22 protein-coding genes are annotated in these 22,997 nt (G+C 72.2%); 11 read left to right on the top strand and 11 right to left on the bottom strand.

The annotated features are described in order from the left end of the window. Window positions 1-51: 51 nt before the first annotated feature. Genes NMQ01_RS01900 through serC form a run of 3 tightly spaced genes read left to right on the top strand, consistent with a single transcriptional unit; the run spans window position 52 to window position 3,262 of the window. Complete coding sequence (locus tag NMQ01_RS01900) at window positions 52-1,161, top strand: citrate synthase 2 (protein WP_255185200.1); 1,110 nt, start codon at window positions 52-54, stop codon at window positions 1,159-1,161. 5 nt (window positions 1,162-1,166) lie between these two features. Further along, window positions 1,167-2,081 carry an LppX_LprAFG lipoprotein gene (locus NMQ01_RS01895; protein ID WP_255185199.1) on the top strand — a complete coding sequence of 305 codons (915 nt, stop codon included), beginning with the start codon at window positions 1,167-1,169 and terminating at the stop codon, window positions 2,079-2,081. A 59-nt stretch (window positions 2,082-2,140) separates the two neighbouring features. Beyond that, window positions 2,141-3,262 (top strand): phosphoserine transaminase, encoded by a 1,122-nt coding sequence (serC, locus tag NMQ01_RS01890; RefSeq protein WP_255185198.1) that lies wholly within the window; start codon window positions 2,141-2,143, stop codon window positions 3,260-3,262. On the opposite strand, the gene NMQ01_RS01885 is transcribed toward serC, so the two are convergent. After that, window positions 3,241-3,402, bottom strand: coding sequence for a hypothetical protein (locus NMQ01_RS01885; RefSeq protein WP_255185197.1), 162 nt, complete (start codon window positions 3,400-3,402; stop codon window positions 3,241-3,243). The two genes, serC and NMQ01_RS01885, sit on opposite strands and share 22 nt — an antisense overlap. Here NMQ01_RS01885 and NMQ01_RS01880 point away from each other — a divergent pair. Beyond that, a complete protein-coding gene (locus NMQ01_RS01880) occupies window positions 3,394-4,758 on the top strand; it encodes a glycosyltransferase family 39 protein (protein WP_255185196.1) in 1,365 nt (454 codons plus the stop codon). The genes NMQ01_RS01885 and NMQ01_RS01880 overlap by 9 nt on opposite strands. A gap of 86 nt (window positions 4,759-4,844) precedes the next feature. On the opposite strand, the gene NMQ01_RS01875 is transcribed toward NMQ01_RS01880, so the two are convergent. The 5 genes from NMQ01_RS01875 to NMQ01_RS01855 all read right to left on the bottom strand — a co-directional run bounded on the left by NMQ01_RS01875 (window position 4,845) and on the right by NMQ01_RS01855 (window position 9,297). Further along, complete coding sequence (locus NMQ01_RS01875) at window positions 4,845-6,128, bottom strand: MFS transporter (protein ID WP_255185195.1); 1,284 nt, start codon at window positions 6,126-6,128, stop codon at window positions 4,845-4,847. Next, the gene (locus tag NMQ01_RS01870; protein WP_255185194.1) at window positions 6,125-6,571 is read right to left on the bottom strand and encodes a MarR family winged helix-turn-helix transcriptional regulator; all 447 of its coding nucleotides are present in this window, start codon (window positions 6,569-6,571) and stop codon (window positions 6,125-6,127) included. Before NMQ01_RS01870 ends, NMQ01_RS01875 begins: the two co-directional genes overlap by 4 nt. A gap of 110 nt (window positions 6,572-6,681) precedes the next feature. Further along, complete coding sequence (locus NMQ01_RS01865; protein WP_255185193.1) at window positions 6,682-8,166, bottom strand: NCS2 family permease; 1,485 nt, start codon at window positions 8,164-8,166, stop codon at window positions 6,682-6,684. After that, window positions 8,163-8,900 carry a DUF3027 domain-containing protein gene (locus NMQ01_RS01860; RefSeq protein ID WP_255185192.1) on the bottom strand — a complete coding sequence of 246 codons (738 nt, stop codon included), beginning with the start codon at window positions 8,898-8,900 and terminating at the stop codon, window positions 8,163-8,165. The genes NMQ01_RS01865 and NMQ01_RS01860 overlap by 4 nt, the downstream gene beginning before the upstream one ends. Before the next feature lies 1 nt (window position 8,901). Next, window positions 8,902-9,297, bottom strand: a complete 396-nt coding sequence (locus NMQ01_RS01855; RefSeq protein WP_255185191.1) for a cold-shock protein — start codon at window positions 9,295-9,297, stop codon at window positions 8,902-8,904. A gap of 126 nt (window positions 9,298-9,423) precedes the next feature. Between NMQ01_RS01855 and NMQ01_RS01850 the strand changes: the two genes are divergently transcribed. Both NMQ01_RS01850 and NMQ01_RS01845 read left to right on the top strand, forming a co-directional pair. Next, window positions 9,424-10,734, top strand: a complete 1,311-nt coding sequence (locus tag NMQ01_RS01850; protein ID WP_255185190.1) for an MFS transporter — start codon at window positions 9,424-9,426, stop codon at window positions 10,732-10,734. A 14-nt stretch (window positions 10,735-10,748) separates the two neighbouring features. Beyond that, entirely contained in the window at window positions 10,749-12,947 is a 2,199-nt protein-coding gene (locus NMQ01_RS01845) for a helicase-associated domain-containing protein (protein ID WP_255185189.1), read from the top strand. Between the two features lie 41 nt (window positions 12,948-12,988). On the opposite strand, the gene NMQ01_RS01840 is transcribed toward NMQ01_RS01845, so the two are convergent. After that, window positions 12,989-13,927, bottom strand: a complete 939-nt coding sequence (locus tag NMQ01_RS01840; RefSeq protein WP_255185188.1) for a hydroxymethylglutaryl-CoA lyase — start codon at window positions 13,925-13,927, stop codon at window positions 12,989-12,991. A 69-nt stretch (window positions 13,928-13,996) separates the two neighbouring features. On the opposite strand from NMQ01_RS01840, the gene NMQ01_RS01835 reads away from it, so the two are divergent. Both NMQ01_RS01835 and NMQ01_RS01830 read left to right on the top strand, forming a co-directional pair. After that, window positions 13,997-14,461, top strand: a complete 465-nt coding sequence (locus tag NMQ01_RS01835) for a hypothetical protein (RefSeq protein WP_255185187.1) — start codon at window positions 13,997-13,999, stop codon at window positions 14,459-14,461. 1 nt (window position 14,462) lies between these two features. Further along, on the top strand, window positions 14,463-16,103 hold the full coding sequence (locus NMQ01_RS01830) for a DNA repair helicase XPB (RefSeq protein ID WP_255185186.1): 1,641 nt from the start codon (window positions 14,463-14,465) through the stop codon (window positions 16,101-16,103). Window positions 16,104-16,107: 4 nt separating this feature from the next. Here the strand turns inward: NMQ01_RS01830 and ehuA are convergent, their stop codons facing one another. From ehuA to ehuB, 4 genes are read right to left on the bottom strand one after another with little or no spacing between them, the layout of a single operon-like run. Further along, entirely contained in the window at window positions 16,108-16,908 is an 801-nt protein-coding gene (gene ehuA / locus NMQ01_RS01825) for an ectoine/hydroxyectoine ABC transporter ATP-binding protein EhuA (protein ID WP_255185185.1), read from the bottom strand. After that, window positions 16,898-17,566, bottom strand: a complete 669-nt coding sequence (locus tag NMQ01_RS01820) for an amino acid ABC transporter permease (protein WP_255185184.1) — start codon at window positions 17,564-17,566, stop codon at window positions 16,898-16,900. The genes ehuA and NMQ01_RS01820 overlap by 11 nt, the downstream gene beginning before the upstream one ends. Next, entirely contained in the window at window positions 17,566-18,264 is a 699-nt protein-coding gene (gene ehuC / locus NMQ01_RS01815; protein WP_255185183.1) for an ectoine/hydroxyectoine ABC transporter permease subunit EhuC, read from the bottom strand. Before ehuC ends, NMQ01_RS01820 begins: the two co-directional genes overlap by 1 nt. Continuing rightward, a complete protein-coding gene (gene ehuB / locus NMQ01_RS01810; protein ID WP_255185182.1) occupies window positions 18,261-19,145 on the bottom strand; it encodes an ectoine/hydroxyectoine ABC transporter substrate-binding protein EhuB in 885 nt (294 codons plus the stop codon). The genes ehuC and ehuB overlap by 4 nt, the downstream gene beginning before the upstream one ends. Before the next feature lie 197 nt (window positions 19,146-19,342). Between ehuB and NMQ01_RS01805 the strand changes: the two genes are divergently transcribed. The 3 genes from NMQ01_RS01805 to NMQ01_RS01795 all read left to right on the top strand — a co-directional run bounded on the left by NMQ01_RS01805 (window position 19,343) and on the right by NMQ01_RS01795 (window position 22,934). Then, window positions 19,343-20,056 carry a response regulator transcription factor gene (locus NMQ01_RS01805; RefSeq protein ID WP_255185181.1) on the top strand — a complete coding sequence of 238 codons (714 nt, stop codon included), beginning with the start codon at window positions 19,343-19,345 and terminating at the stop codon, window positions 20,054-20,056. 7 nt (window positions 20,057-20,063) lie between these two features. Continuing rightward, window positions 20,064-21,539, top strand: coding sequence for a cell wall metabolism sensor histidine kinase WalK (locus NMQ01_RS01800; protein WP_255185180.1), 1,476 nt, complete (start codon window positions 20,064-20,066; stop codon window positions 21,537-21,539). Between the two features lie 105 nt (window positions 21,540-21,644). After that, window positions 21,645-22,934 (top strand): S1C family serine protease, encoded by a 1,290-nt coding sequence (locus NMQ01_RS01795; protein WP_255185179.1) that lies wholly within the window; start codon window positions 21,645-21,647, stop codon window positions 22,932-22,934. Window positions 22,935-22,997 lie beyond the last annotated feature (63 nt).

The following is a 22,997-nucleotide window of genomic DNA, read 5'->3' as shown; positions in this document are numbered from 1 at the left end:
ACGTGCAGAATGGCCCTGAGATCACCTTGCGCACGAAGGAAGGCCACCGAGATGACTGACACCGAGGTCAAGCACGGGCTGGAGGGCGTCGTCGCCTTCGAGTCGGAGATCGCCGAGCCGGACAAGGCTGGCGGCAACCTGCGTTATCGCGGGGTCGACATCAACGACCTGGTCGGCAAGGTCTCCTTCGGGCGGGTCTGGGGCCTGCTCGTCGACGACAGCTTCGACCCGGGCCTGCCGCCCGCCGAGCCCTTCCCGCTGCCCGTCCACAGCGGAGACATCCGCGTCGACGTCCAGTCGGCCCTGGCCCAGCTCGCGCCGCTGTGGGGCTTCAAGCCGCTCCTCGACATCGACGACACCCAGGTCCGTGACGACCTGGCCCGCGCCTCGGTCATGGCGCTGTCCTTCATCGCCCAGTCGGCGCACGGGCAGAACTCCGCGATGGTCCCGCAGGCCCGCGTCGACGAGGGCAAGAACATCGTCGAGCGCTTCATGATCCGCTGGCGCGGCGAGCCGGACCCGAAGCACGTCGAGGCCATCGACGCCTACTTCATCTCCGCCGCCGAGCACGGGATGAACGCCTCCACCTTCACCGCCCGCGTCATCGCCTCGACCGGCGCCGACGCCGCGGCCTGCCTCTCCGGTGCCGTCGGCGCGATGTCCGGCCCGCTCCACGGCGGCGCCCCCTCGCGTGCCCAGCACATGATCGAGGGCGTCGAGCGCACCGGCGACGCGACGAAGTACGTCAAGGACGCGCTCGACCGCAAGGAGCGCCTCATGGGCTTCGGTCACCGCGTCTACCGGGCCTACGACCCGCGCGCCGCCGTCCTGCGCGACACCTGCAAGCGCCTGGGCGCGCCCCGCTACGAGGTCGCCCTCGAGCTGGAGAAGGCCGCGATCGCCGAGCTCGCGGACCGCTACCCGGACCGCAAGATGGAGACCAATGTCGACTACTGGGCCGCGGTCCTGCTCGACTTCGCCGACGTCCCCGGCGAGATGATGACCCCGCTCTTCGTCTGCGCCCGCACCGCAGGCTGGGCCGCCCACGTCCTCGAGCAGAAGCGCACCGGTCGCCTCATCCGCCCGAGCAGCAACTACATCGGCCACGGCCCGCGCGCGATCACCGAGGTCGCCGGCTACGACCAGCTGCCCGGCGCCTGAGCCGCATGCGACGCCGCTCCCCCGCCCTGACGCTCGCGCTCGCGGCCGCCCTCACCCTCTCCGCGTGCGGGGGTGACGGCGGCCCCGGGCCGACCGCCGGGACGGGGGGTGACAGCGTGTCCAACTCCTCGACGCCGACCCCCGGCGGCGGCAAGGACAGCACACCGGGCGGCTCGAGCACGAGCTCGCCCCGCTCGACCTCCGGCTCCACGACGGACTCCGACGCCGACTCCGACGAGCCGACCCTGTCCAACTCGACGAAGTCCTCGAGCACCTCGTCGTCGACCTCGACCGACACCGGCGCCCCCTTCGACGCCGCGGAGTTCACCGACCGCCTCGAGGCGGCGGTGGACGCCAACCCCACGGTCAAGATCGACGTGACGGCCAAGATCGCCGGCCAGTCGCAGGCCTCGGCGACCGGTGTACAGGACCTGTCCGCCGACTCCCTCGACATGGACGTCTCCCTCGCGGGGCAGCAGCTGGGCTACCGGCTCGTCGACGGGCAGTACTACCTCGCCCAGCCCCCGAAGTGGGTCAAGGTCGACGAGGACTCGACCAACCCCCTCGTCAAGACGACCATCGACCAGGTGCAGATCCTGTCGATGCGCCGCCAGCTCGACGCCTTCGTCGCCGGGGTGGAGAAGGCGGGCAACAAGGGCACCGAGGACGTCGGCGGCGTCTCGACGACCCACTACACGGCCACCGTCGACACCGCGACGTCGTTGCGCGAGCTCGGCATGAAGCCCGCCCCGGGCGCACCCGAGACGGTCATCTACGACGTGTGGCTCGACGAGGACGACCTCATCCGCCGGATGGAGTTCACCCTCAACGGCGCGACCGCCCGTCTTCTGGCCTCCGAGTGGGGCGAGCCGGTCTCGATCACCGCGCCGAGCGGCTCGCAGCTGGCCAAGACCCCCTGACCGCACGGCATCTGGGACCGGGTGGCAGCCGCCACGCCCGGTAGGTCAGACTCGGGGCCGTGAGCGACGCGATCATCATCCCCGACGAGCGCAAGCCCCGGGACGGCCGCTTCGGCTCCGGCCCCTCGCTGGTGCGCCCGGAGCAGCTGGCCTACCTGCAGTCGATCGCCGGTGACGTCCTGGGCACCTCCCACCGGCAGGCGCCGGTGCGCGGGCTCGTGCGCGACCTGCGCGAGGGCCTGACCGAGCTCTTCTCCCTCCCCGACGGCTACGAGGTCGTCCTCGGCAACGGCGGCTCGACCGCCTTCTGGGACATCGCCGCCCTCGGCCTGGTCCGCGAGCGTGCCCAGCACTGCGTCTTCGGCGAGTTCTCCGGCAAGTTCGCCGCGGTCACCCGCCGCGCCCCCTTCGTCGCCGACCCCGACGTCCGCACGGCCGAGCCCGGCGGGCTGAGCCTCCCCGAGGCGGTCGCGGGCGTCGACACGTATGCGTGGCCGCACAACGAGACCTCGACCGGCGTCATGGCGCCGGTGCAGCGCCCGGCGGGGGCCGACGACGGCGCCCTCGTCCTCGTCGACGCGACCTCCGGCGCCGGCGGACTGCCCGTCGACATCGCGCAGACCGACGCCTACTACTTCGCCCCGCAGAAGTCCTTCGCCTCCGACGGCGGCATCTGGTTCGCGATCATGAGCCCGGCGGCGCTGGCCCGGGCCGAGGAGATCGCCGCCACCGACCGGTGGATCCCCGACTTCCTCTCGCTGACCGCCGCGATCGACAACTCGCGCAAGGACCAGACCCTCAACACCCCCGCCGTCGCCACGCTCGCCCTCATGGCCGAGCAGGTGCGCTGGATGCTCGCCTCCGGCGGCCTCGACTTCACCACCGCCCGCACGGCCGAGTCCTCGTCGCGGATCCACGACTGGGCGACGAAGGGAGAGCACACGCACCTCTTCGTCACCGACCCCGCGGCCCGCTCGCAGGTCGTCACGACGGTCGACCTCGACGCGTCCGTCGACGCCGCCGCCGTCGCGGCGACCCTGCGGCGCAACGGCGTCGTCGACATCGAGCCCTATCGCAAGCTGGGGCGCAACCAGCTGCGCATCGCGACCTTCCCCGCCGTCGACCCCGACGACGTGTCGGCGCTCCTCGACTGCATCGACTACGTGGTGGAGCGGCTCTGACCGCTCGCCTCCGGGCCCGACACCTCCTCCTGCTCGCCGCGAGCGTCGTCGGTGCCCTGACCATCGGCTGGCGGCTCGATGCGGCGCACCTCGCCGGCGACGAGCTCTACTACCACCAGGCCGCCGTCGGCATGTTCCACGGCGACTGGTTGGTCAATGCGCAGCACCCACCGCTCGTCAAGCAGCTCATGGCGGTGGCCCAGCTCGTCCTCGGCGACACCCGCGTCGCCGCCCGGCTGCCCTCCGCCGTCGCCGCCTGGGTCACCGGCCTGCTGCTGGCGGTCCTCGTGTGGCGGACCGGCCGACCGGGTCGCTGGAGCGCCGCCGCCGGGATCGGCACCGCGCTGCTGTGGTGGACGCTGCCCTTCGACCCGGCGCGGGTGGCCACCCTCGAGGCGGTCACCTGCGCGCTCGTCGTCGCCGCCCTGCTCGCGTGGGTGCTCGCGACGACCGGCCGCGACCCGCGGTGGCTGCTCGTCGGCGGTGCCGTGGCCGGGCTCGCCGGGGCGGCCAAGCTCACCGGCGGCCTCGCGCTCGTCGGGCTGCTGCCCGCGGCGCTGCTCCTCGCCCGTGACCTCGGCACCCGGCGGGTCCTCCCCTTCGCCCTCGGGTCGGGGGTGGCGGCGGTGGTCGCCTGGGTCTTCACCTTCGTCCCGATGGAGGGCGATGCGCTGGCGGCGATGACGACGCCGGTGACCTTCCAGCTCGGGCACGCCGAGGCGGGGCACGACGTGCTGCTCGCCGGCACGACCTATCGCTATGCCCCGGCGTGGGCGTCGGGGTGGCTCTTCGTCGACGCGCTCGGCCCGCTGGCGGCCGGTGGGCTCACCCTCGCGGCGCTCGTCGGGGTGCTGCGGCACCCGCGGACCACGGCGCCCGTGGCGGTCACGCTCGTCGCCCTCGTCGCCGCGCTGAGCAGCTCGCCCGTGCAGCTCTCGCACTACCAGTTCGCCTGGTGGCCGCTGTTCGTCGCGCTCGCCGGTGCCGGGCTCGCGCCGCGCCGCACTCGCCGGGGCCCGACCCGTCCCCTCTGGCAGGGCGCCGCCGCGACGCTCGCCGTGCTCGTCGCGCTCGCGCCCGTGGCCCGCCTGTCCGTCGACCACGTCCGGGACGTCGCCGCCACCCGCACCTCGGGGCTGCTGCTCGCACCGCACCTCGTCGACCGCGAGATCGGCCGCGGCGCACCGCTCGTCATCTGGGCGGACCCGTGGACGACCCGCACCGCGCTGCCCGACCAGCGCCTGACGACGCGCATGCCGCGCAGCCTCGCGCCGCGGGCGCTGCTCGTCGACCGGCAGTGGGCCGGGCGCGAGGGCAAGGAGCTCGGCCTGTGGCTGGGCTGCCGACCGGTGCCCTATGCCGAGCACGACCTCGGCGAGGTCATCGTCTACGTCCGCGAGCGCGAGCCGCGCGCGGGCGAGGTCGCAGGCCCGCTGTGCGGCCCGCTGCTCGACGCGCCGGCCGATGCCCGTCCGGCGCCGGGCGACGTGCCGTAGGCAGGCTCAGAGGAAGGCCGAGAGGACCGCGACGAGGACGAGCGAGCCGAGCACGAGCCAGGTCATGACCCGGCGAAACCGCGGGGTCATCGGGCGGCCTCGGGGACGTCGTGGGTCGGGGTCGAGAGCACCCGCACGCGCGGGCGGCGCTGGCTGGAGTAGGTCACCTCGACATTCTCGTGCCGACCGAGCCAGATCGACACCACGACGAGCGTGATCCCGACCGCGGCCGCCCCGATGCCGATCGTCCAGCGCGGGCCGAGGACGTCGCCGATCCAGCCGATGATCGGGGCGCCGAGCGGCGTGCCGCCGAAGAAGATCGCCATGTAGAGGGCCATGACCCGGCCACGCATCGTCGCCTCGGTGCGCATCTGGACCATGGCATTGGCCGTCGTCATCGCCGTGAGTGCGGTCAGGCCGCACGCGGCGAGCGCGACGGCAAAGGTCGCGTAGGTCGGGGCGAGGGCGGCGCCGGTCGCGGCGAAGGTGAAGCCGACGAGCGAGAGCAGCAGCACCCGCAGGCGCGGCTCGCTGCGGCGGGCGGCGAGGAGCGCGGCGCTCAGCGAGCCGATCGCCATGACCGAGCCGAGCAGGCCGTACTCCTCCGCGCCCTTGCCGAAGACCTGGGTCGCCATGAGCGCGATGGTGATCTGGAAGTTCATGCCGAAGGTGCCCAGCACGAAGATCAGCACCATGACGAGCACGATGTCGGGGCGCCCGCGCACGTAGCGCAACCCCTCGAGCGCCGACCCGCGGCCGGTCACGCGTGGCGCCGGGGTCAGCTCGCTCGCCCGCATCGACAGCAGCGCGATGATCACGGTGACGAAGGACAGCGAGTTGACGAGCAGCGCCTGCCCGGAACCGATGCCGGCGATGACCAGGCCCGCGACGGCCGGGCCGATGAGCCGGCCGAGGTTGAAGGAGGCGCTGTTGAGCGCCACGGCATTGCTCAGCCGCTCGCGGGGCACCATCTCGGAGACGAAGGTCTGCCGCGTCGGGTTGTCGAAGGCGGTCGCGATGCCGGTGACGAGGGCCAGCAGGTAGAAGTGCCACAGCGCGGCGGTGCCGGTGACGACGAGGAGACCGCCGGCGAGGGCGGCGAGGCCGAGCGCGGCCTGGGTGATGTAGAGCAGCACCCGCTTCGGGTAGCGGTCGACCACCGCTCCGGTCCACGGCGCGAGCACGAGCATCGGCAGGAACTGCAGACCGGTGACGATGCCGAGCGCGCTCGCCGAGTGGTCGGTCAGCTCGGTGAGCACGACCCAGTCCTGCGCGACGCGGCCCATCCAGGTGCCGACGTTGGAGATGATCGCCCCGAGGGCGTAGATGCGGTAGTTGCGGATCGACAGGGAGGCGAAGGTCGGGCTCATCGGGCCGCGATCCCCCGCAGGATGGCGCTCGCGGCCTGGAGTGTCGCCTGGTCGGCGCCGGAGAGCTCGGCGACCCGCTCGGTCATCCACTTGTCCCGGCGGCGGCGGGTCTCGGTGAGGGCCTCGCGCCCGGCGGTCGTCAGCTCTACGAGCACCCGGCGCCCGTCCTCCGGGTCGTCGTGGCGCTCCACGAGCCCCTCGTCGGCGAGGCAGCCGACGGTGCGCGTCATGCTCGGGGCGGAGACCTTCTCGATGTCGGCGAGGGCCCGCGGCGTCAGCGGGCCGTCCTCGAGCCGGGCGAGGACGGAGAACTGGTGCGGCGCGATGACGTCGACGCTCTCGAAGCGCACCCGGCGGCTGATCCGCATGCACGCCAGGCGCAGGTCCTCGCTGAGCGCGCTCACCCCGTCGTCGCCCAGCTGGGCCACCTCGTGATCTGCCACGGCTCTCCTTTCGTCCGGACAACAAGTTAGCACAACTCATTACCTTTGCTAACTAAATGGCCAAAAGGAACCCTGCAGGACCCCGGGGTCCTGCAGGGTTCGAAGGGGGGTCACTCGACGCCGAGGATCCCCTTGATCGGGTCGATGCCGAAGTAGAGGACGAAGAGCGCGGCGACGAGCCACATCAGCGGGTGGATCGTCGCGGCACGACCGCGCACCACCTTGATGAAGACATAGCTGACGAAGCCGGCGCCGATGCCCGCGGTGATCGAGTAGGTGAAGGGCATGAGGATGATCGTCAGGAAGGCCGGGATGGCGATCTCGAGGTCGTCCCAGTCGATCTCCTTGACCTGCTGCATCATCAGGAATCCGACGAGCACCAGGGCCGGGGTCGCGGCCTCGTAGGGCACGACCGCGACGAGCGGCGAGAGGAAGGTCGCGAGCAGGAAGAGCACGCCCGTGACGACGGAGGCCAGGCCCGTACGCGCGCCCTCGCCGACACCGGAGGCGGACTCGATGTAGCTCGTGTTGGAGCTGACCGACGCGGCACCACCGGCGACCGCGGCGATCGAGTCGACGACGAGGATCCGCTGGCTGCCCGGCGGGTTGCCCTCCTCGTCGAGCAGGTCGCCCTCGGCGCCGACGGCGACCATCGTGCCCATCGTGTCGAAGAAGTCGGCGAGCAGGATCGTGAAGACGAGCAGGGCCGCCGAGACGACGCCGATCTTGCCGAAGGAGCCGAGGAGGCTGAAGTCGCCGAGCAGGCCGAAGTCCGGGGTCGCGACGAGCGAGTCCGGCAGGCTCGGCACGTTGAGCCCCCAGCCGGTGGGGTTGACCAGCTCGCCCTTGGCATTGGTCTGGCCGCCGATGTCGAAGACCGCCTCGACGACCATCGCGAGGATCGTCGTGCCGAGGATGCCGTAGAGGATCGCGCCCTTCACCCCGCGCACGTGCAGCGTGATGATGATGAAGAGGCCGATGACGAAGACGAGGAGCGGCCAGCCGGCCAGGAAGCCGCCGACGCCGAGCTCACCCAGGGGACCCCCTTCGGCCTTGCGGACGAAGCCCGCGTCGACGAGGCCGACGACGGTGATGAAGAGACCGATGCCGACGCTGATCGCGGTCTTCAGCTGCGGCGGGACCGCGTGGAGCACCGCCTTGCGGAAGCCGGTGAGGACGAGCAGCAGGATGATCAGGCCCTCGAGGACGATCAGGCCCATCGCGTCGGCCCAGGTCATCTCCGGCAGCTTGGCGATGCCGAAGGCGACGAAGGCGTTGAGCCCCAGACCCGCGGCGAGCGCCAGCGGGTAGTTGGCCACGACACCCATGAGCAGCGTCATGACGCCGGCGACGAGCGCCGTGCAGGCCGCGACCATCGCGAGGTTGGGGCCGTCGCCGCCACCGAGGAAGCCTCCGGTCGAGTCCTCCTGGGTGCCGATGATCAGGGGGTTGAGCACGACGATGTAGGCCATCGTGAAGAAGGTGGCGAAGCCACCGCGGACCTCACGGCCGACCGTCGACCCGCGCTCGCTGATCTTGAAGAACCGCTCCAGGGCCGAGCCCTGCGTCGACGGGCTGCCGGCGGTCGTGCTCACAGGGTCTCCAGGATCTCGTCGTCGAGGATCGGTTCGCCGACCTTCTCGGGCTCGGGGGCGGCCATGTCGACCTCGGAGTGGGCACCGCAGCCGTGGTCGCGGCTGACGACGCCGCCGTCGCTCGGGCTCCACTCGTTGGCGCAGACGCCGAAGACCGAGCGCAGCGCGCCCGCCATCGGCAGGAAGTAGCCGCAGCCGTCGCAGCGGGCGGGCGCCTTGACGGCGACCTCGGCGGTCGGGCCGTGCGCGCCGTCGTACCAGCGCTGGGCGGCCTGGTCGCGGCCCTCGGCGGACAGGACGCGGGGGCGGCCGAGGCCGAGCTCCCACAGGGCGACGGCATCGACGTCCTCCTCGCCCGTGGCCTCGAAGCCGGCCTCGAGGTTGGGGTCGTCCTCGATCTTGGGGGTCACGTCGCCGGGGCCGACGTCACCGGGAGCGAGCCGGTCGGCCCACGGGAGCCACTCCGGCGACAGCAGCGCGTCGTCACCGGGGAGCAGCTGGGTCTCGCACACGGTCGCGCTCTTGGCGCGGGGCGCGCGGGTCACGGTGACGGCCCAGTGCCAGCCGCCGTAGCCCGGCAGGGTCGCGGCGAACCAGTGCGTGCCGAGGCGGTCGGCGTCGAGGGTGAAGCCGACGTGCTCGCCGACCCCCTCCCCCTTCGTCGCCTCGAGCAGCTCACGGCGGGCCGGCTCGACGGCGGCCGCGAGCACGGCGTCGGTCTTGGCGCGTGCCATCTCAGCCCTCCAGGTCGTCGGCGATGCGGCGCAGGACCTGCGCGACCTTGGCGCCCTGGGCGCGCTCGGGGTAGCGACCACGGCGCAGGCCGTTGCCGACGTTGTCGAGCAGCTTGATGACGTCCTCGACGATCGCGGCCATGTCCTCGGCGCTCTTGCGGTCGCGCTGGCGCAGGTTGGAGGCGACGCTCGGCGGGGTGTCGAGGACCTTGACCGCCAGCGCCTGGGCGCCGCGGCGGCCCTCGACGACGCCGTAGTCCACGCGGGTACCGCCCTTGAGCGTCGTCGTGCCCTCGGGCAGGGCATTGGCGTGGAGGAAGATGTCCGCCCCGTCGTCCCCGGAGATGAAGCCGAAGCCCTTCTCCGCGTCGTACCACTTGACCTTGCCAGTGGGCACCGTGCACCTCTTGCTGTCTTACGAAAGTGTGTGGGCGCACGGGATCGTGCACCACCCCCAAGGCTAACCCGAGCCGGCCGAAACCCAGTGGTCGGCTGTCGGTGCCGTGGGGCAGCATTGCCCCTCGTGACCGCGCTGCCCAAGGACCTCCCCGCCGACGAGATCGGGTCCGGTCTGGCCGGCTTCTGGCGGGCGCTGCCGCGCGAAGGGAGGTTCCTCCTCTCCACGGTCGCGCTCCAGCACCTCGGGCGGGGCATGACCCTGCCCTTCACCGTGATCTACCTGCACGAGGTGCGGGGCTTCTCCCTCGACACCGCGGGTTCGATCATGGCGCTGCTCGCGCTGGTGGCCGCCCTCGCCGCGGCGCCCCTCGGTGCCCTCACCGACCTTCTCGGCGCCCGGTGGATGCTCATCGTCGCCGGCGTCTGCCAGAGCCTCGGCGCCGTCGCTCTGGCCTTCGCGACGAGCCTGCCGATCGCGGTCCTCGGCGCGGTCCTCATGGGGCTGTCGCAGAGCATCGGCTGGTCGGCGTCCAACACCTTCATCTCCGCCCTGGTGCGAGGACCCCTGCGGCAGCGGTACTTCGGGGTCAACTTCGCCCTGCTCAACCTCGGCATCGGCGCCGGCGGGCTCATCGCCGGGGCCTTCGTCGACGTCACCCGGCCGGTGACCTTCGAGACGATCTTCCTCGTCGACGCCGTGCTCGTCCTCATCCCCGGCATCTGGCTGCTCGGCCCCCTTCGTCATGTGCACGCGCGGGCCGAGCGCCCCGACGACGACTCCGCGACCGCGAGCTACGCGACGGTCCTGCGATTGCCCGGCATGCGCTGGGTGCTGCTGCTGGCGCTCGTCACGAGCTTCGTCGGCTACGGCCAGCTCGAAGCGGGCATCCCGGCCTTCGCGCACGGGGTCGCGCAGGTGAGCACGTCGGTCGTCGGTCTGGCCTTCGCCGCCAACACCGCCGTCATCGTCATGCTGCAGTTCTGGGTGCTCCAACGCATCGAGGGCCACCGGCGCACGCGCGTCGGCCTCGTCATGCTCGGCATCTGGGCCCTCGCGTGGCTGGCCCTCGGGCTGAGCGGCCAGCTCCCGGGGAGCCTGGCGGCCGCCGTGCTCGTCGTCGCCTTCCTCACCCTCTTCGGCCTCGGCGAGACCCTGCTGCAGCCGACGCTGCCCGCGATCACCAACGACATGGCGCCCGACCACCTGCGCGGGCGGGTCAACGCCGCGCAGTCCACGGCCTTCATGGCCGGCGGGGTGCTCGGACCGCTCGTCGCCGGGGTGCTCCTCGAGCGCGACCTGTCGACGACCTTCGTCCTCGTCGTCGTCGCAGGGCTCGTCCTCACGGCCTGGCTCTTCCTGCGGCTGGAGCGGATCATCAGCCCGACCGTCAACGGCCTGGCCGTGACCGCGACGGACGAGCAGCCCGTCCGCTGAACTACCGTGGGTCGGTGCGTTCCCTCGCCGAGGACATCCGTCAGCGCTCCGACGCGGAGCTGACGGCACTGCTCGACCTCCGCCCGGACCTCGCCCGACCGCAGCCCGCCGACCTCACGGCCCTCGCCGCCCGGGCGAGCACCCGGGCGAGCACCGCCCGCGCCGTCGACCACCTCGACCTGCCGCACCTCACCGCCCTGCAGGCCTGCGCGATCGCCGGCTCCACGGACCCCGCGACGATCGCCCCCTTCGTCGGGGTGGACGAGGAGGAGGCCGGCACCCTCGTCGACGACCTGACGACCGCGGCCCTGCTGTGGCGCTCCCCCGACGGGCCGGCCCTGGTGCGCACCGTCACCGACGTCCTCGGCCCGCACCCGGCGGGGCTCGGCCCGAGCGCAGCCACCCTCGGCCACGCCCTGCCGCTCGACCTGCCGGCGACGCTCGCCGACCTCACCGTCGAGCAGACCCAGGTGCTCGCGCACATCACCGCCCACGGCCCCACCGCCACCGTCCCCGGCGACCCCGACGGGCGCACCGGGCGGGCCGTCGCCGAGCTCGTCGACGCCGGTCTGCTCGCCGCCCCCGACGGCGACCACGTCGTCGTGCCGCGCGAGGTGGGGCTGGCCGTCCGCGGTGGCCGGCTGCGGGCAGAGCCCGTCGGCGAGGTCACGCCCCCGCCGACCTACGACCCCGACGACGTCGACCGCGCCGCGACGGCCTCGGCCACCGAGCTCGTCGCCCTCGTCGACGAGCTGCTCGACCACGCCGACGACCTGCGTCCGCGCGTCCTGCGCAGCGGCGGCCTGGCCGTGCGCGACCTGCGCACCCTCGCCACCCGCATCGACCTCGACGAGACCGGCACGACGCTCCTGCTCGAGCTCGCCCTCGGCGCGGCCCTGCTCGCCGACGACCACGCCCTCGACCCGACCTGGCGCCTGACGACCCGCGTCGACGACTGGCGCGCCCTGCCACCCGCCCGGCGCTGGAGCGCGCTCGCCCTGCCGTGGCTGCACTCGCTGCGGGCGACGGTCGTGCCCGCGCCCGAGGACGGCGGGCGGGTCAACGCCCTGTCCGAGGGCATGGTCTGGCCGCCGGTGCGGGCGCTGCGCCACGAGGTGCTCGAGATCCTCGCCGCGCTCCCCGCCGGCAGCGCTCCCGACACGGCCACCGTCGTGCGCCTGCTCCACGAGCGCCGCCCGCGCCGCATGCCGCACCAGGCCGACGAGGTGATCGCCGCCCTGCTGCGCGAGGGCGAGACGCTCGGGGTCACCGGCCGCGGCGCCCTCGGCTCCTTCGGCCGGCTGCTGCTGAGCGACGAGGCCGCGGCGACCGACCGGCTCGCCGAGCTCGTCCCCGACCCCGTCGACCAGCTGCTCCTCCAGGCCGACCTCACGGCGGTCGTGCCGGGCACCCCGGTGCCGGAGCTCGCCGCCGTGCTGCGGCGCAGCTCGGTCCTGGAGTCCCGGGGCGGCGCGAGCGTGCACCGGTTCACCGAGACCGCGCTGCGCGGGGCCCTCGACGCGGGCTGGACCGCCGACGACCTGCTCGAGTCGCTCGCCCGCTTCAGCGCGACGCCCGTGCCCCAGCCCCTCGACTACCTCGTGCGCGACGTCGCCCGGCGCCACGGCCAGCTGCGCGTCGGGAGCGCCGGCAGCTATCTGCGCAGCGACGACCCGACGCACCTCGAGGCGCTGCTCGGCCACCGCGACCTCGGCCACCTGCAGCTGCGCCAGCTCGCACCGACCGTCCTCGTCTCCCCCGCGGGTCCGTCGACCCTCCTCGAGGCGCTGCGCGAGATCGGCGCCGCACCGGCGCTCGAGGGATCGGGCGGCGTCGTGAGCAGCCCGGCGACCGGCTCACGGATCTCGCCGCGCACCGCGCGGCCCGCCGTCGAGGTGCGCCCCGAGCCGGCGGTCGACGTGCTCGAGCGGCTGCGCGCCGGCGAGGCACGTGCTGCCGCGCAGCGGTCCACCGCGGCGCCCGACGGGCCGACCATCCCTGCACTCGACCCGGCGAGCAGCTCGGCGCTGCTGCGCGAGGCGGCCGCCGACCGGCTGCCGGCCTGGGTCGGGGTGACCGACGCGGTCGGCGCGACCCGCCGGGTGCTCTTCCACCCGGCGTCCGTCGAGGGCGGCCGGGTCGTCGGCGAGGTCGACGGGGTCCCGCAGGTCTACTCGCTGCACCGGATCACCGGCGTCGTCATCGACGGCTGAGCCCCGCCCCCTTCGCCGCTGGCCTGCTGCTCCCCCGCCGGTCAGGCGCCGGAGAGCGCCTTGACCACGCGCGAGGGCGAGGGCTTGCCGAGCTGCTGCGCCATCCACACGCTCGTCTCGACGAGGGCGTCGAGGTCGACACCCGTCTCCACTCCGGCGCCGTCGAGCATCCACACGAGGTCCTCGGTCGCGAGGTTGCCCGTGGCCGACTTGGCATAGGGGCAGCCGCCGAGACCACCGGTCGAGGCGTCGACGACGCTCACGCCGGCACGCAGCGCGGTCAGCGTGTTGGCCAGGGCCTGCCCGTAGGTGTCGTGGAAGTGCACGCCGATCCGGTCCATCCCGATGCCCCGCCGGTCGAGGGCGGCGAGCAGCGCCTCGACGTGGCCGGTCGTGCCGGTGCCGATCGTGTCGCCGACGGAGAGCTGGTCGCAGCCGAGGTCCATGAGCTCGGCACAGGCGTCGGCCACCTGGTCCACCGGCACCGGCCCCTCCCACGGGTCGCCGAAGCACATCGAGACATAGGCCCGCACCCACAGCCCCGCGTCCTGCGCGCGCCGCACCACGGGGGCGAACATCTCGACCGACTCCGCCCGCGAGCGCCCGAGGTTCTTCTGGGCGAAGGTCTCCGTCGCGCTGCCGAAGATCGCGACCGCCCCGACCCCGGACTCGAGGGCACGGTCGAGACCGCGTTCGTTGGGCACGAGCACGGGGCGAAGGGGGCCGCGCCCCACCTCGTCGAGGTCGGCGAGCAGCTCGGTCGCGTCGGCCAGCTGCGGCACCCAGCGGGGCGAGACGAAGGAGGTCGTCTCGATCGTCTGCAGGCCGGCGGCGGCGAGCCGGCGCACGAACTGCGCCTTGACCTCGGTCGGGACGGTCGCCTTCTCGTTCTGCAGGCCGTCGCGCGGACCGACCTCGTAGATCGTCACCCGACGGGGCAGGTCGGCGGCGGGCTCGGTCTGCGGCAGTGCACGACTCATGCCGCCCATCATCGCCCATCACGTACCGTGGACCCGGCTGCTGCACCAACCCGGGAGGACACCAGAGGCATGAGCAACACCCCGTACCCGGACGAGCGGCCGGACCCCTACTCCGCCGACCCGTACTCGAGCGACCCCTACGTCCCGGGCAACCAGCCCGAGACCTCGCAGCCGCCCCTGCCCTACCCGCAGCAGCAGCCGCAGCAGCCGCCGACGACGCACCTGCCGATGGCGGCCCCGCCCGGAGCCGGCGCCCCGCCGCCCTATGCCTACGCGACGCCCGTGCGCCCGGTGCCGGCCTCGCCGATCGTCCTGGTGATCCTGTCGGCGCTGGCGACGATGAGCGTCTACTGCTGCATCATCGGCATCCCCTCGCTCACGCTCGGCATCATCGCGCTGACGAAGAACTCGTCGGAGCCCGACGAGGCCGACCGGATGACCCGCTACGGCTGGATCTGCTTCGCGGCGACCACCGCCGTCCACATCCTCGGCGTGATCGCCCTGGTCGTCGCCATCGCCCTGTCGGAGGCCTGAGGTGGGGGCCGCCCCCGACGGTGCGCTGATCGTCCAGAGCGACAAGACCCTGCTGCTCGAGGTCGACCACGAGCGGGCCGCCGACGCCCGCCGGGCCATCGCCCCCTTCGCCGAGCTCGAGCGCGCCCCGGAGCACATCCACACCTACCGGGTCACCCCGCTCGGCCTGTGGAATGCCCGCGCCGCGGGCCACGACGCCGAGCAGGTCGTCGACGCCCTGCTCACCCACTCGCGCTACCCGGTGCCGCAGGCGCTGCTCGTCGACGTCGCCGAGACGATGGACCGCTACGGCCGTCTCGTGCTGGAGAAGGATGGTGAGCAGCTCGTCCTGCGCGCCACCGACCGGGCCGTTCTCACCGAGGTCATGCGGCACAAGAAGATCAAGCCGCTGCTCGGCGCCCAGCTCTCCCCCGACGAGGTCGTCGTCCACCCCTCCGAGCGGGGCACGCTCAAGCAGGAGCTGCTCAAGGTCGGCTGGCCCGCCGACGACCGGGCCGGCTACGTCGACGGCGAGGCCCACCCCATCGACCTCACCGAGGACGGCTGGACCCTGCGGCCCTACCAGCAGCAGGCGGTCGACGGCTTCTGGGACGGCGGCTCCGGCGTCGTCGTCCTGCCGTGCGGCGCGGGCAAGACCCTTGTCGGGGCCGGCGCGATGGCCGCCGCGAGCGCCACGACGCTCATCCTCGTGACCAACACCGTCAGTGCCCGGCAGTGGAAGCAGGAGCTGCTCGAGCGCACCTCGCTCACCGAGGACGAGATCGGCGAGTACTCGGGGGCGCGCAAGGAGATCCGCCCGGTCACCATCGCGACGTACCAAGTGCTCACGCTCAAGCGCAAGGGCGTCTACCCGCACCTCGACCTGCTCGACGCCCGCGACTGGGGCCTGATCGTCTACGACGAGGTCCACCTGCTGCCGGCGCCGATCTTCCGGATGACCGCCGACCTGCAGGCCCGCCGCCGGCTCGGTCTGACGGCCACCCTCGTCCGCGAGGACGGCCGCGAGGCCGACGTCTTCTCGCTCATCGGCCCCAAGCGCTTCGACGCACCGTGGAAGGACATCGAGGCGCAGGGCTACATCGCGCCCGCCGACTGCGTCGAGGTGCGGGTGACGCTCAGCGACTCCGAGCGGATGGCCTATGCGACGGCCGAGCCCGACGACCGCTACCGGCTCTCGTCGTGCTCGCCGGTCAAGCTGCCCGTCGTCCGCTCGCTCGTCGAGCAGCACCGCGGTGAGCCCACGCTCGTCATCGGTCAGTACCTCGACCAGCTGCACGAGCTCGCCGAGCAGCTCGACGCCGACCTCATCACCGGTGAGACCTCGGTCAAGGAGCGCCAGGAACTCTTCGCCGACTTCCGCGAGGGCCGCTCCAGCCTGCTCGTGGTGTCCAAGGTCGCCAACTTCTCCGTCGACCTGCCCGAGGCGACCGTCGCCATCCAGGTGAGCGGCACCTTCGGCTCGCGGCAGGAGGAGGCCCAGCGCCTCGGTCGGGTCCTGCGGCCGAAGGGGGACGGTCGCACCGCGCACTTCTACACCGTCGTCACCCGCGACACCGTCGACGCGGAGTTCGCCGCCCACCGGCAGCGCTTCCTCGCCGAGCAGGGCTACGCCTATCGCATCGTCGACGCCGACGACCTGTAGACCGTCACAGGATCGACGTCAGGAAGCGCTTCGTCCGCTCGTGCTCGGGGTTGCTGAGGATCGCGTCGGGTGTCCCCTGCTCGAGGATCTGGCCGTGGTCGAACATCATCACCTTGTGCGAGACGTCGCGGGCGAACTGCATCTCGTGGGTGACGATGAGCATCGAGATGTCGGTCGAGTCCGCGACATCGCGCAGCACACCGAGCACGTCGCCGACGAGCTCCGGGTCGAGCGCCGAGGTCACCTCGTCGAGCAGCAGGATCTTGGGGTCCATCGCCAGGGCCCGGGCGATCGCGACGCGCTGCTTCTGACCGCCGGAGAGGCGGCTGGGGTGCTCGTCGGCGCGGTCCTTCAGCCCCACCTGGTCGAGCAGCGCCAGCCCGCGCTCACGGGCCTCCTCCTTGCTCCGGCCGAGGACGTGCACGGGCGCCTCGGTGACGTTGTCGATGACCGACATGTTGGGGAAGAGGTTGAAGTGCTGGAAGACCATGCCGATCTTCTTGCGGGTCTGGGCAACCTCCTTCTCCCGCAGGCGGACCCGCTTGCCGTCGCGGCGGTCGTGGGTCAGCGGCTTGCCGTCGATCCAGATGTAGCCACCGGTCAGCTCCTCGAGCGTCATGACGAGCCGCAGGATCGTCGTCTTGCCCGAGCCGCTCGGGCCGATGAGCGTCACCCGCTCGCCCTGCGCGACGTCGAAGTGCAGGTCCGACAGCACCGTGTGGTCCCCGAAGGACTTCTCGACGTCCTCGAAGCGGATGACGGGGGTGGACGAAGGGGGCGTCCCCCCGGTCGGGTCAGTAGACAAGAGCTTTTTCCAATCTGCGCACGGCCACCGCGGTGACCAGGCTGGCGACGAGGAAGATCAGGCCCGCGATGGTGAAGGCCTCGTTGTAGCGGAAGGTGTTGCCACCGGCCTGCTGGGCGACGGTGACCATCTCGAGCACGGAGATCGCGAAGAGGTACGGGGTGTCCTTGAACATCGAGATGGCCCAGTTGCCGAGCGCCGGGAGCGTCGACCGCAGCGCCTGCGGGAGGACGATGTCCCGCCACGTGCGCCCCTGCGGGAGGCTGAGCGCGCGGGCCGCCTCCCACTGGCCGGCGTCGACCGAGCGGATGCCGGCGATGAAGGACTCGGCCATGTAGGTCGCGTAGTGGATGCCGATGACCACGGTCCCGACCCAGAGCATGTCCCAGTCCACGGGCACGAGGAACTTCGCGAAGACCAGCTGGACGATCAGCGGCGTCATCCTGATGACGTCCATGACCCAGCGCACGGGGCGCGACAGGATCGCCGGCGCGACCTGGGTGATGACGGCCAGGAGCAGGCCCACGACGACGGCGACGGCCGTGCCGACGACGGTGATGAGCAGGGTGGCCGTGAAGAAGGCCTCGATGATCTCGGGGGCCAGCTCGCGCGCGGCCTCCCAGCTCCAGAACTCCTCGAAGGTGATGGCGGGCATCATCACAGCGCCACCCCCGCTCCGGCGTGGGCGCTCCGAGCGGGCAGGCCGAGCCGCCGGCGCGCCCGCTTCTCCAGCTGCCTCAGCCCGGAGGAGAAGACGAGCGCGAAGAGGTAGTAGATGACCAGGCCGATGCCGTAGGCGAAGACCGTCGTCGTGTTGATGCGCAGCTGGTCGATCTCGTAGGCGAGGTCCTGCAGCCCGATGAAGAGGGCCACGGCCGTGCCCTTGATGAGCATGACAAGCAGGTTGTTGTAGCCCGAGAGCATGAGCACCCAGGCCTGCGGCCAGATGATCCGTCGCATCCGGGTCAGCGGCGACATGTTGAGGGCCTTGGCGCCCTCCCACTGGCCGCGGTCGACGGCATTGATCGAGCCGCGCACGATCTCGGCCCCGTAGGCGCCGTAGTTGAGCCCCAGCGCGATGACGCCGGTGAGCACGGCATCCCAGCTGACGCCGAAGAGCGGCATGACGTAGTAGAGCCAGAAGAGCTGGACGACGAGCGAGGTCCCGCGGAAGAACTCCACGATGATCGTCGCGAGCCACCGCAGGGGCGCGACGGGGCTGATGCTCAGCAGGCCGAGGGCGACCGAGACGACGAAGGCCACCAGGGCCCCGCCGAGCGTGAGCTGGAGCGTGACGAGCACGCCCTCGCCCAGTCTCGGCAGGGCATCCCGGAGCGTGTCGAGATGATCGGTCACTTGGCGTCCGGCAGCTCGCCCTTGCAGAGCTGCTCGGTCGTCAGGTCGCCCTTGGGCCGCTCGGCGTCGGTGAAGCCGAACTCACCGATGACGTCGGTGTAGGCCTTCTCGTCACCGGTGATCTTGGCGAGCTCCTTGTTGTAGGCGTCGCGCAGGGTGTCGTCACCCTTCTTGAAGACGGTCGCACCGGCACCGACCTGCTCCTTGCCGTCGACGACGGCGACGAAGGAGTCGGTGACCTCGACCTTCACATCGGGGTTGTTCTCGTCCATGGTCCGCAGCGAGATCCCGGTGAGCGCGAAGACGTCGCTGCTGCCGCGCGCGACCGCGTCCATGCCGTCCTGGGGAGTCTTGACCTGGGTGGCCTCGATGTCGAGCGACTTGGCGTAGTCGGTCTCGATGGCGCCGCTCATCGTCGCGAGCTTGGCGCCGGACTTCTTGACGTCGTCGAGGTTCTTGAGGTTCTTCGGGTTGCCCTCGGGCACCATGAGCGCCGTCGTGTAGAGGATCTCCGGGTCGCCGAAGGAGGCCTCCTTGCAGCGGTCCGGCAGGATCGACATGCCCGCCGAGATGGCGTCGTAGCGCCCGGCCTTGAGCCCGGGGATGAGGGCATTCCACTCGGTCTTGACGCCCTTGACCTCCTCGATCCCCATGTCCTTGAAGATCTTCTTGTGGAGGGCGATCGTCGCTCCCGTGAGCTCGCCGTCCTTCTCGAAGGAGTAGGGCTCCTCGCCGGCGAAGGCGACGGTGATCGTCCCCTTGTCCTTGAGCTCCGACAGCTTGTCCCCCGACGAGCTGTCCGACTCGGAGTCGCCGCAGGCCGCGAGGGTCAGGGCGAGGGTCAGCGCGGCCGTTCCGGCCAGGGTCTTGGTGTGGCGCACAGGTTTCCTCCCATCGGAGGGTCTTCCCCGAGCCGGTCCCGGTCCTCCGAGTCCCTCCACCCGACCAAATCATCAGCGCGAAGGGGGGTTCCGCCGGTCTCCCCGCCCCCTTCGTTGTCAGTCCGTGACCAGCGCAACAGGCGGCCGGCACAGCCGGCGTTCAGCCGACGCCCAGACAACGGGCGCACACTCGATGGGTGAGCACTCCCACCACCTCCGTCGACGTCCCCCACCTGCTGGTCGTCGAGGACGAGCCCAACATCCGCGAGCTGCTCGCCACGTCGCTGCGCTTCGCCGGCTTCGAGGTCGAGGTGGCGGGTGACGGGGCGAGCGCACTCGACGCGGTCCACCGCATGGAGCCCGACCTCATCGTCCTCGACGTCATGCTGCCCGACACCGACGGCTTCGAGGTCGCCGCGCAGCTGCGGGCCTCCGAGCGGCACCAGCCGATCCTCTTCCTCACCGCACGCGACTCCCTCGACGACAAGCTCAAGGGCCTGACCGTCGGCGGCGACGACTACGTCACCAAGCCCTTCTCGCTCGAGGAGGTCATCGCCCGTATCCGGGTGATCCTGCGCCGCACCCAGGACGTGCCCTCGAGCGAGTCGGTGCTCAGCTTCGCCGACCTCGAGCTCGACGACGACGCCCACGAGGTGCGCCGCGCCGGCCGCGTCATCGACGTCTCGCCGACGGAGTTCAAGCTGCTGCGCTACCTCATGCTCAACCCCAACCGCGTGCTGTCCAAGGCGCAGATCCTCGACCACGTGTGGGACTACGACTTCCGCGGCGAGATGGGCATCGTCGAGTCCTACATCTCCTACCTGCGGCGCAAGATCGACACCGAGGGCCTGCCCTCCCTGATCCACACCAAGCGCGGCTTCGGCTACGTGCTGCGCCTGCCTCCCGAGTGAGCCCCGCATGAGCATGGAGCGGGTCACCGCACCCGTCGTCCGCAAGCTCGAGGCGATGCCGCTCACCTGGCGGCTGATCGTCATCCTGCTCGCCCTGCTGCTCGCGGCCCTCGTCGCGACCTCGACCGCCATGGCCTGGCTGCTGCAGCGCGACCTCGAGGCCAATGTCGACGAGCAGCTGCGCACGGTCGCGATCCCGATCGCCGAGGACGAGGCCTCCTACTACGGCACCGACGACCCGACCGACATCTACAGCGGCAGCGACGGCAGCCCGACCAACCTCTACTTCGTGCGCCAGCCCGGCGACGGGGGCCCGTGGCGCTACCGCTTCCCCACCGGCGAGACCTCCCGGCCCGACGTGCCGGTCCTGCACGCCGACGACGTGCGCGTGCTGACCCAGGAGCCCTTCACGGTGACCTCGGTCGACGGCACCGCCAAGTGGCGCTTCATCGCCGGCCGCTACACCAACGGCTCGACCTTCGCGATCGGTATGCCGCTGTCGGGCGTCAACAAGATCATCGGCCGCTACGTCGCCGTGACCCTCGCCGTCGGCCTCGGTGCACTCGTCACCTGCGGCGTCCTCGGCTGGTTCGCCACCCGCCGGGCCTTCCGCCCCCTTCGTCGCATCGAGGACACCGCCGCGGCCATCGCCGCCGGAGACCTCACCCGACGCGTGCCGGTGCGGCACAGCCACGACGAGGTCGCGAGCCTGAGCGACTCGCTCAACTCCATGCTCGGGCAGGTCGAGCGCAGCTTCGCCGTCCAGGAGGCGTCGGAGACCAAGATGCGCCAGTTCGTCGCCGACGCGAGCCACGAACTGCGCACCCCGCTGGCGACGGTCCGCGGCTACGCCGAGCTCTACCGCCAGGGCGCGGTGCAGGGGCCCGAGGCGACGACCCAGGCCATGGACCGGATCGAGGGCGAGGCCTCACGCATGACCGGGCTCGTCGACGACCTGCTGCTGCTCGCCCGCCTCGACGACCAGCGGCCGCTCGAGCTCTCCGACGTCGACCTCGTCGTCCTGTGCGCCGAGACCGTCCACGACGCGCGCGCCCGCGCGCCGCACCGCCGGATCCAGCTCGTCGGTCTCGACGGCGAGCTGCGGCCGGTCGTCGTGCGGGGTGACGACGGCCGCCTGCGGCAGGTGCTCAGCAACCTCATCGGCAATGCCCTCATGCACACCGCCGACGACGTCGCGGTCGAGGTGCGCACCGGGCAGGTCGGCGACCGGGCCGTCATCGAGGTGCGTGACCATGGCGCCGGCATCGACCCCGAGGCGGCCGCGCGGGTCTTCGAGCGGTTCTTCCGCGTCGACAAGGCCCGCTCGCGCGCCCGCGGCGGCAGCGGTCTCGGGCTGGCGATCGTCGCCGCGATCGTCGGCCAGCACCAGGGCGACGTCGACGTCCGCGAGACGCCGGGAGGCGGCGCGACCTTCCACGTCGAGCTGCCCGGTGCGACCCCGGTCCGGCCCGCGCGCGTCTAGCGCGACCCCGGGCGCTGGGCGCACAGGAGACTGACAGGTGGGACCAAGGGCGGTCCGAAGTGCGCGGACGAGAGTGGGACCACAGCCTCGAGAAGGAGCCCCACGATGGACCAGCCCACCGCGCCACTGCCGCCGCAGCACCCTCAGCGGGGGGCGGCCGGACCCGTGCCGACCACCTCCTACGCCAGCGCCCTGTCCGCGCCCCCGCCGCCGCGCATGCCGCGGCACCGCCGCCGCCGGCTCGGCGAGCTCACCGCGGTCGCCCTGCTCACGGCCGCCCTCGCCAGCGGGGGCACGTGGGGCGTGATGTCGCTGACCGACGCCGGTGACGCCTCGGCCGCGACCGCCGGCACCTCGGCGAGCACCGCCGACGGCTCCTCGGCCGCGAGCGTCGTGCCCGTGAGCAGCGCGTCGAAGACCAACCCGGACTGGAATGCCGTGACCGCGGCCGTCTCGCCGAGCGTCGTGTCGATCACCGTCGAGGGCAACGGCTCCGGCGGCGAGGGCTCGGGCGTCGTCCTCGACACCAAGGGGCACATCCTCACCAACCACCACGTCGTCAGCGGCGCGGGCAGCAACCCGACGATCACCGTCACCCTGGCCGACGGCAACAGCTATGCGGCCACCATCGCCGGCGAGGACGCCTCGACCGACCTCGCGGTCGTCACCCTGAAGAACCCGCCGAGCGACCTGACCCCGATCACCGTCGGCTCCTCGGCCGGCCTCGAGGTCGGCGACCCGGTCATGGCGGTGGGCAACCCGCTCGGTCTCTCGGGCACCGTGACGACGGGCATCGTCAGCGCCCTCGACCGCCCGGTGACGACGAGCTCCTCCGAGAGCGAGCAGCAGGACCCCTTCGCCCAGCAGCAGCAGTCGAGCCCGGTCGTCACCTCGGCCATCCAGACCTCGGCCGCGGTCAACCCCGGCAACTCCGGCGGCGCGCTCGTCGACGCGGCCGGCCGCCTCGTGGGCATCAACTCCTCCATCGCGAGCCTCGGCAGCAGCAGCGGCCAGTCGGGCAGCATCGGCATCGGCTTCGCCATCCCCGTCGACGAGGCCACGTGGATCGCCCAGCAGCTCATCGAGGACGGCTCCGCGGAGCACGCCTTCCTCGGCGTGACGCCGACCGACGGCACGGCCACCCTCGGGTCGGCGACCCGCGCGGGTGCGCAGATCCGCTCGGTCTCCGACGGCAGCCCGGCCGCCGACGCGGGTCTGGAGGCGGGCGACCTCGTCGTGGGCGTCGACGACTCCCCCGTCACCTCGGCCGAGTCGCTCGTCGGCATCATCCACTCGCACCGCATCGGCACCCAGGTCTCGCTCGCCGTGGTGCGCGACGGCAAGGAGCAGACGATCGAGGCCACCCTCGGGACGGCTCCCGCGTCCCAGGGGTGACCTGCGGGAGCCGTGCCCAGCAGACTCACAGGTCGATGCCAGCGCCGTCCCAAGCCGGTGTCG

The organism is Janibacter sp. CX7, from assembly GCF_024362365.1.
Taxonomy (GTDB): Bacteria; Actinomycetota; Actinomycetes; order Actinomycetales; family Dermatophilaceae; genus Janibacter.
The sequence above is the reverse complement of the archived record's forward strand: the minus strand, read 5'-3'. Positions and strand labels throughout refer to the sequence as shown.